This window comes from Arthrobacter sp. Y3221114, assembly GCF_059092625.1.
This window is the reverse complement of sequence record NZ_JBNHHW010000001.1, coordinates 343,369-360,891: the sequence shown is the minus strand read 5'-3', so window position 1 is coordinate 360,891 and position 17,523 is coordinate 343,369. Positions and strand designations below refer to the sequence as shown.

Sequence of the window (17,523 nt, the reverse complement as noted above, 5' to 3'; positions counted from 1 at the left end):
CACGTCGATTTCCCCAAGCCGGAGACGTCCCGGCTGACACGGTATGGAGGTGGGCATGGTCGGCGCGGACCGCATCGCCGTGCTGTCGCTGCATACCTCGCCGCTGGCCCTCCCCGGGGGAGGCGATGCCGGCGGCATGAACGTCTATGTGCGCGCCCTGGCGCGGGAACAGGCGGCGCTGGGCACCGCCGTCGACGTTTTCACCCGCTCCCTGCATGACGGGCAGGAACCCGTGGAACATCCCCGCGCCGGCGTCCGCGTGATCCACCTCGACGGGGCCCCGGCCGACACGGTGGCAAAGGAAGACCTGCCGCAGCGGCTGGACGCGCTGGAGGCCTCGCTGCGGCAGTTCACGCAGCAGGACGGCGCACGGTACGACGTGCTGCACTCCCACTATTGGCTCTCGGGTGCAGTGGGGCTGCGGCTGCAACACGACTGGCACATTCCGCTGGTGCATTCGATGCACACGATGGGACTGGTCAAGAACCTGCACCTGCAGCCCGGGGAACCGCCAGAACCGGACTCCCGGATCCGCGGGGAACAAGCCATAGCCTCCGGATCCGGCCGGCTGATCGCCAATACCCTGACCGAGGCGGCCGAGTTGGTCGATCTCTACGGCGCGGACGAGGGGACGGTTGACGTGATCCCGCCCGGCGTCGACCTGCACACCTTCCGCCCCGACGGCCGGCGCGCGGACCGGGAGGCGGCGGGAATCGGTCCGGATACCTTCCACCTGGTCTTCGCCGGCCGCCTCCAGGTGCTGAAAGGGCCGCAGGTGTTGCTGGCCGCCGCGGCCGAACTGCGCCGCCAGCGGCCCGACATCCGGCTGCGGGTGTCCATCATCGGCGAGATCAGCGGAGCGGCGGGGCTGGACCTGCCGGCGCTGGCCAGGGGACTGGGGCTGGATGACATGGTGTCGCTCTCGCCGCCGGTGGAGCCGCGCGAACTGGCGGCCACCTTCCGCAGCGCCGATGTGGTCGCGGTGCCGTCCTTCAGCGAATCCTTCGGCTTGGTCGCCCTGGAAGCGCAGGCGTGCGGTACGCCCGTCGTCGCCACCAACGTGGGCGGGCTGCCGGTGGCGGTCAGCCACGGGCTCACCGGCCTGCTGGTGGATGGGCACGACCCGGCCCGGTGGGCGGGTGCCTTCCGCGAGCTGCATGACTATCCGGAGTTCCGCCAACGCCTGGGCACAAATGCGGCGGTGCACGCCTCGTCCTTCGGCTGGGAGCAGACCGCCGCGCTGACGGCGCACAGCTACCAGCTGGCGGTCGACCACTTCCGCCGCTGAGGCCTGCCGGGGCCGGCGGGACACGGGATCGGGCCGCACGGCTAGGATTCATGGGTGCCACTTCACGATTTCCGCATCCGCCGCGCCACCCGCGGCGACATCCCCGCCACGCTCGACATGAAGCTCGCCGCCTGGCGGGAAACCTACGCATCCCAGCGTCCCGAGAGCTTCTTCGCCGCCGAAGCGGCCCGGCGGGAGCAGCAGATCGACTGGTGGACGCGCGGGCTGGCGGCGGGGGCGGAGCTGTGGGTCGCCGAAGATCCCGGCGGGCGGATCATCGGCTGTTCGGGCGGCGGCCCCGTGCAGGACGACGACGCCGACGCCGGAGTGCCGCACGAACTGCAAATGCTCTATGTGCTGGCGGAGGCCCACGGGACCGGGCTCGGGAAGCGGCTGCTGGAGACAGCGATCGGTGGCGGGCCGGCGCTGCTCTGGGTCCTCGAGGACAACCCGCGCGCGCAGGCGTTTTACCGCAAGAACCGATTCAGTCCGGACGGGCGCCGCGAGCCGCTGACCGGCCTGTGGGAGGGCCTGCACGAGATCCGGATGGTCAGGCGGGGCGGTTAGATCCGTTCCAGCTCGGCGCGAATGGCGGCGATGCCGCGCCACACTTCCTGGAAGCTGGTGGACAGCGGCGAGAGCCCCAGCCGGAGGCCGTCGGGCTCGCGGAAGTCCGGTATCACGCCCTGCTCCCAGAGCCTGCCGGTGATCTGCTTAAAGTCCGGGTGGTCGATGGTGACGTGTCCGCCGCGTTCGGCCGGATCGAGCGGCGAGGCGATGGCGACGCCGAACCCGTCCAACGCCTCCTGCACGGCCTCGACGGCAAACCCGGTCAGGGCGATCGACTTTTCCCGGACCGCTGCCAGCCCGGCCTCGTCGATCAGGGCGACCATGTCCTGCAGGGCGGTCATGCCGATGATCGGCGGAGTTCCGGACGTGAACCGGCGGATGCCGCCGGCCGGTTGATACCCCTGACCCATCTCGAAGGGTTTGGCACTGCCCAGCCAGCCCTGGATTGGCTGGCTGAGGTGCTGGTGCTCGGTCCGCACGTAGGCCCAGGCCGGGGCGCCGGGCCCGCCGTTGAGGTACTTGTAGCTGCAGCCGGCGGCCAGGTCAACGCCCCAGCCGTCCAGTTCGACGGGCAGCACCCCGGCGGAATGGCACAGATCCCACAAAACCAGGGCACCGGCGTCGTGCGCCGCGGCGGTGATGGCCGGGATGTCCGCAACATAGCCGGAACGGTAGGCCACGTGGCTGAGCAGGACGAGCGCAGTGTCGGGCCCGACGGCTGCCCTGACCGCTTCGGCCGTCACTCCCCCGGCGTGCGGGGGCTTGAGCCAGTCCAGCTCCAGCCCGCACTCGGCGGCGATGCCTTCCACGATGAAGCGGTCGGAGGGGAAATTGTCCCGGTCCACCAGGATGCGCCGGCGGTCCGGGCGGGCGGCGATCGCGGCGCGGGCCAGTTTGTACAGCAGCACCGTGGTGGAGTCCGCCACCACGCATTGACCCGGGGCGGCTCCCAGCACGACCCGTCCCAGCTCGTCGCCGATCTGCTCCGGCAACTGGAGCCAGGCCTCGTCCCAGGCACGGATCAGCCGGCCGCCCCACTGCCGCGTCATGACCTCCCGGACCCGCTCGACGCTGGCGGCCAGCGGCCGGCCCAGCGAATTGCCGTCCAGGTAGGCCACGACGGAGCCGTCGTCGTGGCCCACGAACCGGGTACGGTATCCGGCCAGCGGGTCTGCGGCGTCGAGCATCCGGGCGCGGTCACGCAACTGATCGTCGTTGGTCATACGGCAAGCATAGAGGCGGCGGGCCGCGGGCCCGCCGAACCGCGGCGCGAAGATTCCGGAAAAAGTTTTCCGGGCCTGTCGATATCCACCCCCGCCGTTCGACGGCATAGTAGAAGGCGCATGCCCGCGTCCTCGTTCCGAGAAGGAGAAAGCCATGAAGTACATGTTCATCATGCGGTCCACGGATGAAGCCCTTGAGGCGTCCAAATCCATGCCGTTCGAAGAAATGATCAACAAGATGGGCGCCTACAACGAGGCGATGATCAACGCCGGCGTCATGCTGGCCGGAGAAGGCCTGGCGGATCTTTCCGACGGCAGCGGATTCGTCGTGGACTTCTCGGAGGAACCGCCGATTGTGACCGATGGCCCGTACGGCGAGACGCACGAGCTGTTCAACGGTTTCTGGATCGTCCAGGTGGCGTCCAAGGAGGAAGCCGCGGAGTGGGCCAGCCGCTGCCCGCTGGGACCGGGCTCGAAGCTTGAGGTCCGCCGCGTGACCGAGGCCGCCGATTTCGCGGATTTTGCCGACAATGAGTACATCCGGAAGGAAGAAGGGTGGCGCGAGGAAGAGGCGAAGCTCCGCTCGGAGAACGCCTGACCGCCGGGGCGCAGGAGCCCGGGGGGACGGGGCCCGAAGCCCAAGCGGCAATCCGGCGCCGGATCGATGCGTTGTGGCGGATCGAAGGCGCCCGGATTGTCGCCGCCCTGGCCCGTGCCACCGGGGATGTCGGCTTTGCCGAGGACGTCGCGCAGGAAGCCGTGGCCGACGCGCTGGTCCAGTGGCCGCACACCGGGGTCCCCCGCAACCCGGCGGCGTGGCTGACCACCGTGGCCAGGCGCCGGGCGATCGACGCGTGGCGGCGGGCCGAACGCCTGGAGGACCGTTACCAGGTGCTGGCCCGCGGGCTGCGGGACGCAGAAGGCGTGGACTGGGACCCCGTACCCGACGACGTGCTCCGGCTCGTCTTCACCGCCTGCCACCCGGTGCTCTCGCGGGAAGCGCAGGTGTGCCTGACGCTGCGGGTCGTCGCCGGCCTGTCCGCCGAGGAGATCGGCCGGCTCTTCGTGATTCCGGTCGCCACGGTGCAACAGCGCATCGTCCGGGCCAAGAAGACCCTGGCTGCGGCGAAGGTGCCCTTCGAAGTTCCCGAACCGAATGAGTGGGGCCCGCGGCTGGGCGGCGTCCTGCGGGTGGTCTACCTCCTGTTCACGGAAGGGTACGCGGCGACCTCCGGGGACCGCTGGATCCGGCCCGACCTGGCCGGTGAAGCCCTGCGCATCGGACGCGTCCTGGTTTCGCTGGTGCCCCGGGAGCCCGAAGCGCACGCGCTGGTGGCCCTGATGGAGTTCCAGGCCTCGCGTTTCGGCGCCCGCACCCGGTCCGACGGCAGTCCGGTCTTGCTCGCCGACCAGGACCGGACGCGCTGGGACCGCGCCCAGATCGAACGCGGCCGCGCCGCACTGGCCAGTGCCGACGCGCTGGGCCGGGGCCGGGGCAGCTACGCACTGCAGGCAGCCATCGCCGAATGCCATGCGGCCGCACCAAGCGTCGCCGACACCGACTGGGCTCAGATCGTGCTGCTCTACGAGGCGCTTGGGCGGGTGGCGCCGAGCCCTGTGGTGGAGCTCAACCGTGCTGTGGCCGTGTCCATGGCCACCGGGCCCGCCACGGCCCTGGCCATCGTGGACCGCCTGGTCTCGGCGGGCGCCCTGAGCGGCTCCCACCTGCTCCCCAGCGTCCGCGGCGAGCTGCTGGCCCGGCTCGGCCGGGCCGACGAGGCCCGCACCGAGTTCGCCGCCGCGGCCGCCCTGGCGAAGAATGAGCGCGAACGGGAGGTACTCGAACGCCGGGCCGCCACCGCCTGACCCGGTCCGGCCAGGCGCCGGTCAGCCGGCGAGTGTATGAACGCTGCCGGTGAAGTGCAGCCGGTGGCTGCGCTCCCCCCAGCCGGTGAACTCGGAAGCCTCCCACGAACCGTCGCGTTCCGTGTCATGGATCCTGACGGCCACCGTGGCGGGCAGGAAGACCGGAGCCGCGAAGTCGATGCGCCAGCTGAAGGGTTCGCTGGCCGTTGCTTCCACACTGGTCAGGACCCGGGACGCCAGGTACATGCCGTGGGCGATGGACCGCTTGAGCCCCAGCATCTTGGCGGATACCGCGCTCAGGTGGATCGGGTTGAAGTCACCGGAGACCCCCGCGTACTCGCGCCCGGCCTCCGGCCCGAGCCGCCAGCGGGCCGTCGGCTGCGGCGGCGTGAAATCGACGCGTTCCGGCCGGGCTGCCTTGTCCAGCCCGGGCAGGTAGACCGCCTTGGCCAGGTAGTCCGAGATGCCTTCCCACACGGCGTCGCCGCCGGCCTCGATCCGGGTATGCAGTTCGACCTGCGTACCCGCGTGGTGGCCGCGGAGGCCCTCGGCCCAGGCGGTCACCGTCAGGGGCTCGGCGAAGTGGACCGGCCGCAAATGCCGCACCCGGTTGGCCAGGTGGACCATGCCGAGCAGCGGCAGCGGAAAGTCCGGCCGCGTCATCACGCTCATGGCCACGGGGAACGCGACCGAGTGCAGGAACACGGAGGGCAAGGTGTCCCGGACGGTGCCGTGGACCAGCTGCTGGAACCCGCTGATCCGCTCGGGGGTGATCTGCACGCCGTCCAGGGTATGCCGTACCGGCGGGACCTCCTCGGCGTGCTGGCCGACGCCCAGCTTGTGCCGTGCGGCAGTCGACGCGGCCGTCAGGTAGAGGCGCGAGAGCGTGGGCATCTCCCCCAGGATCACCTCGTTCATGCGCCGACCATGCTTTGCCCGCAGACCCGCAGGGTCTGCCCGTTGATGCCGCCCGCAGCATCGCTGGCCAGGAAGGAGACGGCCTCGGCGACGTCGCGCGGCTGTCCGCCCTGTTGCAGCGAGGAGAGCCGGCGTGCCACTTCCCGGGTCACGAACGGCATCCGGGCGGTCATGTCCGTCTCGATAAAGCCCGGCGCGACGGCGTTGATGCTGCCGCCGGCCTCTGCGAGTTCGGTAGCCGATGCCCGGACCATGCCGATGATTCCTGCCTTGGACGCAGCGTAATTGGTCTGCCCGCGGTTGCCTGCAATGCCGCTGACAGAGGCCAGCGAAACCACGCGCGGCCGCCCGCGGAAGGCACCGGAGGCCAGCAGCTGCCCGTTCATCCTCAGCTGGGACGAGAGGTTGACTCCGATCACGGAGTCCCATTTGGCCTGATCCATGTTGGCCAGCAGTTTGTCCCGGGTGATGCCGGCGTTGTGGATCACGATGTCCAGCCCGTGGTGCCGCTCCACGGCGTGGGCGGCGATCTTCGCGCCGGCATCGGCCGCGGTGATGTCCAGCTGCAGGGCGGTGCCGCCCACCCGGTTCGCGACCTGCGCCAGCTGTTCCCCGGCCGCGGTGACATCGACGACGATGAGCTGTGCGCCGTCGCGGTGCAGGGTCTCGGCGATGGCGGCGCCAATGCCGCGCGCGGCGCCGGTGACGACGGCGACCTTGCCGGCCAGCGGACGGTCGGGATCCGCGGGGAGCAAGCCCTCGTCGGCGCCAACCAGCAGGAACTGGCCGTTGACGTAGGCGCTCCTGGCCGAGAGCAGGAAACGCAGGGGCCCGAGGACGGCCGGCGCACCGGCTTCCACGCCTTCCCCGAGGAGGATGCCATTGGCGGTGGCACCGCCGCGCAGCTCATGCGCCAGCGACCGCAACGCCCCGTCCACGGCTTGGCGGGCGGCGGCCTGCGCAGGCCGGGTGGCGCCGTCGGCAGGGCGAGAGACGGTGATGACGCGGCCGCCCGGCGCCAGATCCCGCAAGCTGGCGCCGGCGTCGAGCATCGGCCCCGAAAGGTCCTCGGGCGCTGCCAGCTCGTCGAGCACCAGCACGATGCCGCCGAGGCGTTCCTTCGGTGCCGCATGCCGGCGCACGTCCAGGTCCCACCCGAGCATTTCCTTGGCCACAGTGTCCGCGCCGGCGCCCGCACCGAGCACCAGGACAGGTCCGGGCAGCAACGGGGCACCGGGGCGGTAGCGCCGCAGGACGGCAGGCTGCGGCAGCCCCAGCTTCTTCGCCAGGCTCTTCACCGGTCCGGCGTTAACCAAATCCAGGTACCGATCGGTCATCAGTTCGCCTCCAGGATGGCGACGACGCCCATGCCGCCCGCGGCGCAGACGGAAATCAGGCCGCGGGTGGTGCGGGACTCGGCGTCGGCCTTCTCGCGCAGCATCTTGGCCAGGCTGGCCACCAGGCGCCCGCCGGTCGCCGCAAACGGGTGGCCGGTGGCCAGCGAGGAGCCGTTGATGTTGAGGCGGGTGCGGTCGATGGCGCCCAGGGGCTTTTCGAGGCCGAGCTTGTTGCGGCAGAACTCCTCGCTTTCCCACGCCGCCAAGTGGCACAGCACGGTTCCGGCGAAGGCCTCGTGGATCTCGAAGAAATCGAAGTCGGCGAAGGTCAGGGCCTGCCGGGCCAGCAGCCGGGGCACGGCATAGGCCGGCGCCATCAGCAGTCCTTCCTTGCCGTGCACAAAATCCACGGCCGCGGCTTCGGAGTCCACCACCTCTGCCAGCACCGGCAGGTCATTGCTCCGGGCGTACTCTTCGGAGCTCAGCAGCACGGCGGAGGCGCCGTCGGTCAGCGGCGTGGAGTTGCCGGCCGTCATGGTTGCCTCGGCGCCGAGGTTCTTGCCAAACACCGGCTGCAGCTTGCCCAGCTTCTCCAGGGTGGTGTCGGCGCGCAGGTTGGAGTCCTTGGCCAGGCCGCGGTAGGGCGTCATGAGGTCATCGAAGAACCCGCGCTCGTAGGCTGCCGCCAGGTTCTGGTGGCTGGCCAGGGCGAGTTCGTCCTGCGCGTCCCGGGTGATGTTCCAGGCGGCGGTGGTCAGCGCCTGGTGCTCGCCCATCGACAGCCCGGTCCGCGGCTCGGCCGTGCCCGGCGCGTTGGGCGCCAGGTCCTTGGGACGCAACTTGGCGAGGGCGGTCAGCTTCTGCTGCATGCTCCTGGCGCGGTTCAGTTCCAGGAGTACCGCCCGGAGTCCTTCGCTGACCGCGATCGGTGCGTCGGAGGCAGAGTCCACGCCGCCGGCGATGGCGGAGTCGATTTGCCCCAGTTTGATCTTGTTGGTCAGGCCCATCACGGTTTCCAAACCGGTGGCGCACGCCTGCTGCAGGTCGTAGGCCGGCGTTTCGGGCGAAAGCGCGGAACCGAGCACCGCCTCGCGGGCGAGGTTGAAGTCGCGCGAGTGCTTGAGGACTGCGCCGGCGGCCACCTCGCCGATGCGCTCGTCCTGCAGCCCGAACCGTGCCACCAGCCCGTCCAAGGCCGCGGTGAGCATGTCCTGGTTGCTTGCCTGCGTGTAGGCTCCGTTCGCGCGGGCAAAGGGGATGCGGTTGCCGCCGACGACTACTGCCCTGCGCAGTCCGTTGGCGGAGCGGGTGCCGGTGGCGTCAGGTGAAGTGGCCATGTGGGCTCTCCTCGTGGTTTGGGTGCGGAGCGGAACAACGACAGTTACCGTAACCAAGCGTACCTGATACGCTGAGTTACGTGAACACCGCCACAGGCCGCCAGGCCGCCTCGAATCCGGCGACGCCGGCGGACGGCCGCTCCGCCCGCTGGGACCGTCACCGGGCGGAACGCCGCCGGGAGCTGATCCGGGCCGCGCGCCACGCGGTGCACCGGCTTGGCCCCGATGCTTCCATGGAGGAGATCGCGGCAGCGGCCGGGACGTCCAAGCCCGTCTTCTACCGCTACTTCGGCGACAAGGCGGGGCTGCAGCAGGCCATGGGCGAGGTGGTGATCGGCCGGATGCAGGCCCGGCTCCAGGAGGCCGCCGCGACCGCGACTACGGCCCGGGAAGGCCTCCACGCCATGGTTTCTGTCTACCTGCAGATGGCCGAATCCTCGCCGCACGTGTACGCGTTCGTCACCCGCAACGCACCGTCCGAGCCACCGGTTGCGCAGCAGCCCGGCGCTGAGGAGGCCCGGCCGGGCGCCGCACCCGAGGACGGAAGTTCGGCCGTCCTCCACGACTTTTTCGCCAACGTCACCGCCATGATCGAGGCGCCCCTGCGCGGCCATCTGGCCGCGGCAGCGGGCAGTGCCGCGGAACTGGCGGCCGCATCCTACTGGCCCCGCGCCGCCATCGGCATGGTGCGGGCCGCCGGGGAATGCTGGCTGGCGGCCCCCGACGACGAGACCAAACCGAGCCGCGAGCTGATGACGGGCCTGCTCACCCAATGGCTGCTGGGCGGCGTCGCCCCGGGCCACAGCGCCCCCGCAGCGGGCTCCGGCCACCCGGCCGGACCGACACGACCACCGGCAAGGAATGAACCTGCCCTGCACCCGGCCGCCCGGCCACCCGACTCACACCTGACGACCGAAGGAACATCCGATGACGTATACGCCGCCCGCCCTGGAGACCCCGGAACCGGTTGAAGACGACGGAGCCGCCGTTGATGTGGCCGAACTCGGCCGGCTCTTGCTGGGCCGCTGGGCCGACATTCGCCAGGCGGCCCGTGACCTGGCCGGCCGCCCGGAACTCCACCGCATCGACGGCCTGACGATGGAGGAGCACCGGCAGCGGGTCTCCGGACAGCTGAAGTACCTGGTGGACACGGGCGCCGTGCACCGGGCCTTCCCCGCACGGCTCGGCGGCGAAGACAACCACGGCGGCAACGTGGCCGGTTTCGAGGAACTCGTCACCGCCGACCCCTCGCTGCAGATCAAGGCCGGTGTGCAATGGGGCCTGTTCGGCGCGGCGGTGCTGCACCTAGGCACGCGGGAACATCATGACCGGTGGCTGCCGGACATCATGAGCCTGAAGACTCCCGGCGCCTTCGCCATGACCGAAACCGGCCACGGATCCGACGTGGCCAGCATCGCCACCACCGCCACCTACGATCCAGCCACGGAGGAATTCGTCATCCACACGCCTTTCCGGGCCGCATGGAAGGACTACCTGGGCAACGCCGCCAACGACGGCCTGGCCGCCGTGGTGTTCGCCCACCTCATCACCCAGGGCGTCGATCACGGCGTCCACGCGTTCTATGTGCCCATCAGGGACGAACACCACAACTTCCTGCCCGGAATCGGCGGCGAAGACGACGGCTACAAGGGCGGCCTCAACGGCATCGACAACGGCCGGCTGCACTTCGACCACGTCCGCGTCCCGCGCACCAACCTGCTGAACAGGTATGGCGACGTGGCCGGGGACGGCACCTACTCCTCCCCCATCGCCAGCCCGGGACGCCGCTTCTTCACCATGCTCGGCACCCTGGTGCAGGGCCGCGTTTCGCTGGACGGCGCCGCCGTGGCCGCCAGCAAGGTAGCCCTGGCCATCGCCGTGCGCTATGGCACCGAACGCCGGCAGTTCAACGCGTCCTCCGACACCACCGAAGAGGTATTGCTGGACTACCAGCGTCACCAGCGGCGCCTGTTGCCCCGGCTGGCCACCACCTACGCGGCGTCCTTCGCGCACGAACAACTGCTGGAGAAGTTCGACGACGTCTTCTCAGGCGCCCATGACACCGACGAGGACCGGCAGGACCTGGAAACCCTGGCTGCCGCCCTGAAGTCGCTCAGCACCTGGCACGCGCTGGACACGCTGCAGGAGTGCCGCGAGGCCACCGGCGGGGCGGGTTTCCTGGCCGAAAACCGCTTCGCGGCACTGCGCGCCGACCTGGACATCTACGCAACCTTCGAAGGCGACAACACGGTGCTGCTGCAACTGGTTGCCAAGCGGCTGCTGGCGGATTACGCCAGGGAATTCCGCCACGCGGACTTCGGCGTGATGGCCCGGTGGGTTGCCCACCAGGCGGCCGACGCCACCTTCCACCGCACCGGCCTGCGCCAGGTCGCCCAGACCTTCGCGGACACCGGTTCGGAGCGCAAGAGCGCCAACTACCTCAAGGATGCGGAGTCACAGCGACAGCTGCTCACCGACCGGGTCTCTACCATGGTCGCCGGCATCGGCGGCGCGCTCCGCAATGCCACCAGGCTGCCGCAAGCGGAGGCCGCGGCGCTGTTCAACGAACACCAGCATGAGCTGATCGAGGCCGCCCGCGCACATGCGGAACTGCTGCAGTGGGAAGCCTTCACCGCCGCACTCGCGCAGATCGACGACGACGGCACGCGCCGCGTGCTGACCTGGCTGCGGGACCTGTTCGGCCTGTCGCTGGTGGAGAAGAACCTGGGCTGGTATCTCACGTACGGCCGGCTCTCCACCCAGCGCGCCCGCATTTTGGGCGGGTACATCAACCGCCTGCTGTCCCGGCTGCGCCCGCACGCCCGCGACCTGGTGGACGCCTTCGGCTATGGGCCCGAGCATCTGCGCGCGAAGATTGCCACCGGCGCCGAGCAGGAACGCCAGGCCGAAGCCATGGCCTATGCCCGGTCGCGGCGGGCCAGCGGCGATGCCCCGGTGGACGAGAAGGTGCTCGTCGCCCGCCGGAAAGCCGCCGAAAAGCTCGCCCGGAACCGCCGGAAGCTGCCGGCAAACAGCTAGGAGAACGACGGCGGGGTCCAAGCCGGGGCGATCCGTGTCGCCACGGCGGGCCCACCGCCGTCGACAGCCGATGAAGCCCGGGCGACACGGCGCACCCGTGGCGGGCCCACCGCCGTCGGCAGCGGGTGAGGCCCGGGCGACACGGCGCACCCGTGGCGGGCCCACCGCCGTCGGCAGCGGGTGAGGCCCGGGCGACACGGCGCACCCGTGGCGGGCACCGCCGCGGTCAGCGGAGCGGGAGCGGCTAAGATTTTCTGGGCCCGCTCTTCCCTTCCGCGGGCGGAAAGCACAGCATGTCCTTCACCCAGAATGCCCTTGCCCGCTGGCAGGAGCTGCAGGCTATGTCCGCGACGCCGGGAATCAAGCTCGCCGCCGCCAGCCCCTGGGTGCCGGCACTGTTCCGGACCGCTTTCACCCGCTCCCGGCCGCAGTTGCCGCTGGAGGAGTTCCACCGCAACACCGACTCGTTCCTGGCCGAGCTGCGGCGGGCCGGAGCACCGCTGCGCGAGGACTGGTCCGCCCGCCAGTACGCCGACGACTGGGTGGCCCGCAGGTTCCTGTCCCGCCTGCGCGAGGGCGGCCGGTTCGTTTACGAGCCCACCGAAGCAACAGTGCGGTTCCTGGAGTACCTGGACGGCCTAACCGGGGCCTCCTCCTCCCTGAACAGCTCCCGCCTGGCCACGCTGCTCACCCGGGTCGAGGCCCTGGCCCATGAGACCGATCCGGATCCCGAGGCGCGCATCGGTGTGCTGCGGGCCGAAATCGCCGAACGGCAGGAAAAGATTCGCGCGCTGGAAGCCGGCGACGCGCCGGCGTCGTTGCCCGAGGCCGCGGCCGCGGAAGCCGCACGGGACATCCTGGCGTTGGCGGCCGGGTTGCCGGCGGACTTCAAGCGGATGCGCGACGGTCTGGAGCGCATGCTGCACACGCTGCGCGCCGAAATCGTCGAGTCGAATGCCACCAAGGGCATCACCATGGGCGAGGTGCTCGACGCGGACAAGCGGCTGCGCGGCACCAGTGAAGGCCGGACGTACGAGAGCTTCACGGCGTTCCTGAACGACGAAGACCAGCAGCAGCGCTTCCGGCAGGCCATCGCCGACGTGCTCGAGCGGGACTTCGCCGACGGCCTGGAGCCGGAGGACCGGAAGGCCCTGCAGCAGCTCATGCCCCAGCTGCGGGCCCAATCGGCCGAGATCCACCGCATCTACGGGCGGCTCTCGGAGAGCATGCACACCTTCGTGCAGTCGGACGACTACCGCGAATCGGTCCAGCTGCGCCAGGCGATTCGGGCGGCCGAGGCAGCCATCTTCAAGTCCCGTCACGGCCTGCCTGGCCGGCGGGCGGTGGTACCGGCGCCCCAGCTCTACGGCTCCGGCTTTGAATCGGTGAGCATGATCCGGCTCTATGATCCGCAGGATCACCAGGCGCCGGCCAAGTTGCCGCCACCGCCGGAGTTCACCGAGGCGGACATCCGCCACGCGGTCCGCACGCCGCAGGCCGACGCCGCGGTGCTCTCCCGTGCGGTGCGCACCGCTGTCGAGTCCCGTGGGCCGGCGCCGTTGTCGGCGGTCTACGACCAGCTTGAACCGGAACACCGGCACCTGAACAGCCTGCGCTGGCTGCTGCACCGGGCCTTGAATTCCGGCGGCGTGCTCGATTCGGACGCGACCGAGAGCGTCACCCTGATCCAAATCGACGGCAGCGAACGAACAGCGGTGCTGCCTGCCGTTACCTTCACGAAAGCTGCAGATTCATGAACGAGTTGACCGAGGACGAGGTGGCCGAGGTATTCCCCGAAGCGCCTGCAGGGCCCGACGCGGCGGCTGCGCCGGAAGAAGAACGCGGCCCGCTGGAAGAAGCCGATCCCGACGAGGCTCGGGAGGAGCCCGCCCACGACGAGATCGTGGACGGGCCGGAACTCTTCGACGGCGATACCGGCAAGCTGCCCCTGAAACTGCGCCAGGCCCTGATCCGGCTGCTGCGCGGCCCCTACCTGCACGGCGGCTCCACCGACCGTGTCTACGACACCGTGGTGGAACACCGCCGTGTCCTCGCCTCCCGGCTCAGCGAGTTGTTCCTGCAGCTGGTCATCGACGAAGACCGCAAGGTCGCCATGCTGCGGCCGGTCCCCATGGCCGAGCCGCACACCAACGCCCTGCAGCGGCAGCGGGAAATGACGCGCGAAGAGACTCTGCTGCTGCTGCGCATGCGGCTCATCCAGGACCGGCATGCCGGCACCGGGACGGAGCCGCTGATCAGCCGGGCCGACGTGATCGACGTACTGCAGGACTACGTGGACCCGGAACAGCGCGATGCCAAGCACGTGGAGGATCTGGCCGACGCCTCCATCCGCAAGCTGTCCAACGAGCGCCGGCTGCTGGAAGCCACGGAACTTCCGGACGTGTGGGTCATTTCCCCGGCTCTGCCGCTGGCCTTGCCCTTCGAGAACATCGGCGACATACCGGCGGTGATCGGCTCGCTGGCCGGCACTCTCCCGCCGGCCAGCGAGGCACCGGAGACGGACCAGTCGGCTTTCGACGGCGAGGAGGCCTGACATGAGCATCGAAACGATCCTTCCCATGGACGGGCTGCTGAATCCCGGCCAGCACCGACTCAGCTGCGTGCAACTGGTCAACTGGGGCACCTTCGACGGGGCCCACACCATCCGCGTGGACCGTGCCGGAACGTTGCTGACCGGCGGCTCCGGCGTTGGCAAGTCGACCATCTTCGACGGCATGCTCCAGGTGCTGGACGCCCGGCCAAAGATGAACGAGGCGGCCCAAACCAGCGCCGGCAGCGCCGCCGAGGAACGGCGGACCGCGTTCAGCTACATGCGCGGGCGGCTGGGCGCCACGCCGGCGGACGGCGACGGCTCACGGACCGCCACGTTCTACCAGCGTCCCGGCGCCACCTGGTCGGCGGTCTGCCTCACCTTCGACAACGCCCTGGGACAGACCACCAGCCTATCCGTGCTCCTGGACCTGCCGGCCAACGGCACCGAACACAATGTGGGCCGCTTCTACGCGCTGCACAACAAGGCGCTGGACATTTCCGCGCTGGAGGCCGGCATGCTCGGCCGGTTCAGCAAGACGTCGCTGGAGGCGCTGCTGCCGGGCAGCCAGGTCTTCGATTCGCACAAGGCGTTCGCGGAGCGTTTCCGGCAAGCGCTGGGCATCGACCAGGACAAGGCCTTCGGCCTGCTGCGGACGCTGCAGACCGGCAGGGGCCTGGGCGGCACCGTGAACGACTTCTTCCGCAACCACGTGCTGGACACGCCCCGGACGCTGGCCGCCGCCGAGGAGGCCGTGGAAGACTTCAGCCACCTCAGCAGCATCAGGCGGCAACTGGAGCGCGCGCGGCAGCAGCGGGACCTGCTGGCCCCCGTCCCACAGCTGCATCAGGAGCTGCAGCAGACGCAGTCGGAGCTGGAGCACAATCGCGTGTTGGCGGACCAGGCCCTGCCGCTCTACCGGCGCCGCCTGGCGCTGGACTGCCACGGCCGGCAGATCGACCGGCTGGAAGCGGAAGCAACGGCAGCGGCGGCCGCGCTGGCAGCGGCCGAAGCGGCACGGGACGGCCTTAGGGAGAAGGCGGGGGTGCTGCGGTCGCGGTACGGCAGCGAAGGAGGCTCCGCCGTCGCCACCCTGGAACGCGAGCTCGCCGCGGCCCAGGCCGAGCTGCGGGCCCGCCAGTCCGTCGAAGATGCCGTCCGGGACGAGATCGCGGCCGCAGGGATCGAGGCCGATTTCAGTCCCGCCGGCCTCGCTGCGGCGCGCAGCCGTGCCGCCGTGCTGGCCAAGGATCTCGCCAAGGAAGCCGAGTCGGCCCGCGAACGCAGCAACGACGCCCAGGGCGAGGCCTGGACCCTCAAGGGCCGGATCCGTGCGCTGGAGGAAGAAATCGAGTCCTTCCGCCGCCGCACCAGCAACATCCGTCCCGAGAGTTTGGAGCGCCGCCGGCACATCTGTGCCGCCACGGGCATCGCGGAAGAGGAACTTCCGTTTGCCGGCGAGCTGATCGATATGGTCGCCGCCGAGGCCCGCTGGCGTCCGGCGGCCGAACGCGCGCTGCGGTCGCTGGCCTCGGCGATGCTGGTTCCGGGCGACCGGATGAAAGCCGTCACCCGCTACCTGAACGAGCACAATATCCGTGGCTTCCTGCGGATCATCGACGTCAGCGCCCCGCTGGACGGAAAGGCCGAAGCCGGCGACGACGACCTGGTCACCAAACTGGTCACCAAGGACACCGCCATGGGGCACTGGGTCCGGCGCAAGATCACGGCGCAGTACGACTACGTCTGCGTCGACGACCCGGACCAACTGGCACACGTCGCCCGCGGCGTCACCCTGGGCGGTGCGGTAAAGCGCAGCAGCAGCACCACGGAGAAGGACGACCGGCACACCGGGGCGTCCGCTTATCTGCTCGGCTTCGACAACCGGGACAAGATTGCCGCCCTCGCCGCGCGGTTGTTGGAACTGCGCGAGACGTATGGCACGGCGGATGCCGAATCCGCCGAACGCGCCCGCGAGCAGCAGGATCTGGGCCGCCGGCTGGCCGCAGCCAAGGCCGTGGCGGCCGACACCCGCGACTGGGAGGAGGTTTCCGCCGAAGCACACGCCGCCGCCGTGGCCGCGGCAGCGGAACGCCTGGAGCAGGCGCGGGATGCCAACGCGGACCTGGAGCAGTTGCGGTTCGAATTGGAGACGGCGGAACTGGACCTCACCGCCGCCACGGAGAAGATCGGTGTGCTCAAGGGCGACGCCGCCCGGCTGGCCGCCGAGCTGGATGCCGCGCGCGGGCGCCGCGACGCCCTGGCCGCCACCGGCGAAACCGCCGGACAGCTGACGGACGAACTGGCCTTCGAGCTGGACGCCCTCTTTGCCCCGTACGGGGAGATCACCGACCTGGCCTTCCTGGGGGACGTCTGCACCCGGGTGGAGCGCGCACTCCTGACCTCCCGCGGCGTGCTGGAGCGGACCCAACTGGAGGCCGGCAACCAGCTGGTAAAGATCTTCGAGTCCTACGGCAGGCAGTGGGGCTCAGACCACGGCACGTCCCTGGAAGCCGCCGCCGACTACGAGGCCCGCTACCACGACATCGTGGGCGAAGGGCTGCCGCAGCGGGAGGCGGAGTTCCGCGAGTACTTCAACAACCGCACCTACGAACGCTTCAGCGACCTGCTCCAGTTGCTGGACGAAGAACGCCGCAGCATCGCTTCCCGGCTGCAGCCGCTGAACCAAATCCTGCGGCGGGTGAATTACCACGCGGACAGCCACCTGCAGATTGAAATCGCCAATGCAGTGCCGGACGCTTCGCACAAGTTCCGCACGGACCTGAAGAACGCGCTGCCGGTCATGGGCAAGCGCCAGACCGCCGAGGACATGGACGCCCGCTACCTTGCCCTGGAGCGGATCGTGGAGAAGCTGGCCGCCGAGGACGAGCGTCGCTGGCGCGCCGAGGTCCTGGACGTGCGGTCGCACGTGGATATCACCTGCACCAATCTCCTGGCCGACGGCCGCGCCTACACCAACCTGCAGGCCAGCCTGATGTCCGGCGGCGAGGGCCAGCGCTTCACCGCGTTCATCATGGCCTCGGCCTTGGCCTACCAACTGGGCATCGCCGGGCAGGGCTTCAGCACCTTCGGCACCGTGATGATGGACGAGGCCTTCGTGAAATCATCGCTTGCGTTCGCCGAGGCGAGTATCAACGCGCTGCACGAATTCGGTTTCCAGCTGCTGCTGGCCGCCCCGGAGGACAAGGTGGACCTGGCCCGCTTCCTCGGTTCGGTCACCGAAATCCTGCGCGATGAATCCGCCAACCGGTCGGGCATCCTGGAACGCGGCCGCTCGCTGGCGCGACCGGTGGACATCGTGTTGCGCTGATTGGTCGTCCCTGGCCGACCTCGGTGAATGCACTCCCTCGCGTCGACGGGTGGCCCGCCGCCG

13 protein-coding genes are annotated in these 17,523 nt (G+C 70.1%); 9 read left to right on the top strand and 4 right to left on the bottom strand.

Features of this window, described 5'->3' with window-relative positions:
• The first annotated feature begins 55 nt into the window (after positions 1-55).
• Together mshA and AC5RV3_RS01680 are read left to right on the top strand one after the other, a co-directional pair.
• Positions 56-1,288 carry a D-inositol-3-phosphate glycosyltransferase gene (gene mshA, locus AC5RV3_RS01685; RefSeq protein ID WP_494120668.1) on the top strand — a complete coding sequence of 411 codons (1,233 nt, stop codon included), beginning with the start codon at positions 56-58 and terminating at the stop codon, positions 1,286-1,288.
• A gap of 54 nt (positions 1,289-1,342) precedes the next feature.
• Positions 1,343-1,855 carry a GNAT family N-acetyltransferase gene (locus AC5RV3_RS01680; protein ID WP_494120667.1) on the top strand — a complete coding sequence of 171 codons (513 nt, stop codon included), beginning with the start codon at positions 1,343-1,345 and terminating at the stop codon, positions 1,853-1,855.
• Here AC5RV3_RS01680 and AC5RV3_RS01675 read toward each other — a convergent pair.
• A complete protein-coding gene (locus AC5RV3_RS01675; protein WP_494120666.1) occupies positions 1,852-3,081 on the bottom strand; it encodes a kynureninase in 1,230 nt (409 codons plus the stop codon). The genes AC5RV3_RS01680 and AC5RV3_RS01675 overlap by 4 nt on opposite strands.
• A 154-nt stretch (positions 3,082-3,235) precedes the next feature.
• Here AC5RV3_RS01675 and AC5RV3_RS01670 point away from each other — a divergent pair, with 154 nt between their 5' ends.
• Entirely contained in the window at positions 3,236-3,679 is a 444-nt protein-coding gene (locus AC5RV3_RS01670) for a YciI family protein (protein ID WP_494112699.1), read from the top strand.
• A 50-nt stretch (positions 3,680-3,729) separates the two neighbouring features.
• Entirely contained in the window at positions 3,730-4,947 is a 1,218-nt protein-coding gene (locus tag AC5RV3_RS01665; RefSeq protein ID WP_494121006.1) for an RNA polymerase sigma factor, read from the top strand.
• Positions 4,948-4,968: 21 nt separating this feature from the next.
• On the opposite strand, the gene AC5RV3_RS01660 is transcribed toward AC5RV3_RS01665, so the two are convergent.
• The 3 genes from AC5RV3_RS01660 to AC5RV3_RS01650 are packed head-to-tail and all read right to left on the bottom strand — an operon-like array spanning position 4,969 to position 8,539.
• Positions 4,969-5,865, bottom strand: coding sequence for a MaoC family dehydratase (locus AC5RV3_RS01660; RefSeq protein WP_494112700.1), 897 nt, complete (start codon positions 5,863-5,865; stop codon positions 4,969-4,971).
• On the bottom strand, positions 5,862-7,202 hold the full coding sequence (locus AC5RV3_RS01655) for a 3-oxoacyl-ACP reductase (RefSeq protein ID WP_494120665.1): 1,341 nt from the start codon (positions 7,200-7,202) through the stop codon (positions 5,862-5,864). The genes AC5RV3_RS01660 and AC5RV3_RS01655 overlap by 4 nt, the downstream gene beginning before the upstream one ends.
• Entirely contained in the window at positions 7,202-8,539 is a 1,338-nt protein-coding gene (locus AC5RV3_RS01650; RefSeq protein ID WP_494120664.1) for an acetyl-CoA C-acetyltransferase, read from the bottom strand. Before AC5RV3_RS01650 ends, AC5RV3_RS01655 begins: the two co-directional genes overlap by 1 nt.
• Before the next feature lie 80 nt (positions 8,540-8,619).
• Here AC5RV3_RS01650 and AC5RV3_RS01645 point away from each other — a divergent pair, with 80 nt between their 5' ends.
• The 5 genes from AC5RV3_RS01645 to AC5RV3_RS01625 all read left to right on the top strand — a co-directional run bounded on the left by AC5RV3_RS01645 (position 8,620) and on the right by AC5RV3_RS01625 (position 17,460).
• The gene (locus AC5RV3_RS01645; protein ID WP_494120663.1) at positions 8,620-9,510 is read left to right on the top strand and encodes a TetR/AcrR family transcriptional regulator; all 891 of its coding nucleotides are present in this window, start codon (positions 8,620-8,622) and stop codon (positions 9,508-9,510) included.
• Positions 9,467-11,578 carry an acyl-CoA dehydrogenase family protein gene (locus tag AC5RV3_RS01640; RefSeq protein ID WP_494120662.1) on the top strand — a complete coding sequence of 704 codons (2,112 nt, stop codon included), beginning with the start codon at positions 9,467-9,469 and terminating at the stop codon, positions 11,576-11,578. Before AC5RV3_RS01645 ends, AC5RV3_RS01640 begins: the two co-directional genes overlap by 44 nt.
• A 293-nt stretch (positions 11,579-11,871) precedes the next feature.
• Positions 11,872-13,335, top strand: a complete 1,464-nt coding sequence (locus tag AC5RV3_RS01635) for a DUF3375 domain-containing protein (RefSeq protein WP_494112705.1) — start codon at positions 11,872-11,874, stop codon at positions 13,333-13,335.
• Positions 13,332-14,132, top strand: a complete 801-nt coding sequence (locus AC5RV3_RS01630) for a DUF4194 domain-containing protein (protein ID WP_494120661.1) — start codon at positions 13,332-13,334, stop codon at positions 14,130-14,132. The genes AC5RV3_RS01635 and AC5RV3_RS01630 overlap by 4 nt, the downstream gene beginning before the upstream one ends.
• A gap of 1 nt (position 14,133) precedes the next feature.
• Positions 14,134-17,460: an ATP-binding protein gene (locus AC5RV3_RS01625; RefSeq protein ID WP_494120660.1), complete on the top strand. Its 3,327-nt coding sequence runs from the start codon at positions 14,134-14,136 to the stop codon at positions 17,458-17,460.
• Positions 17,461-17,523: the final 63 nt, after the last annotated feature.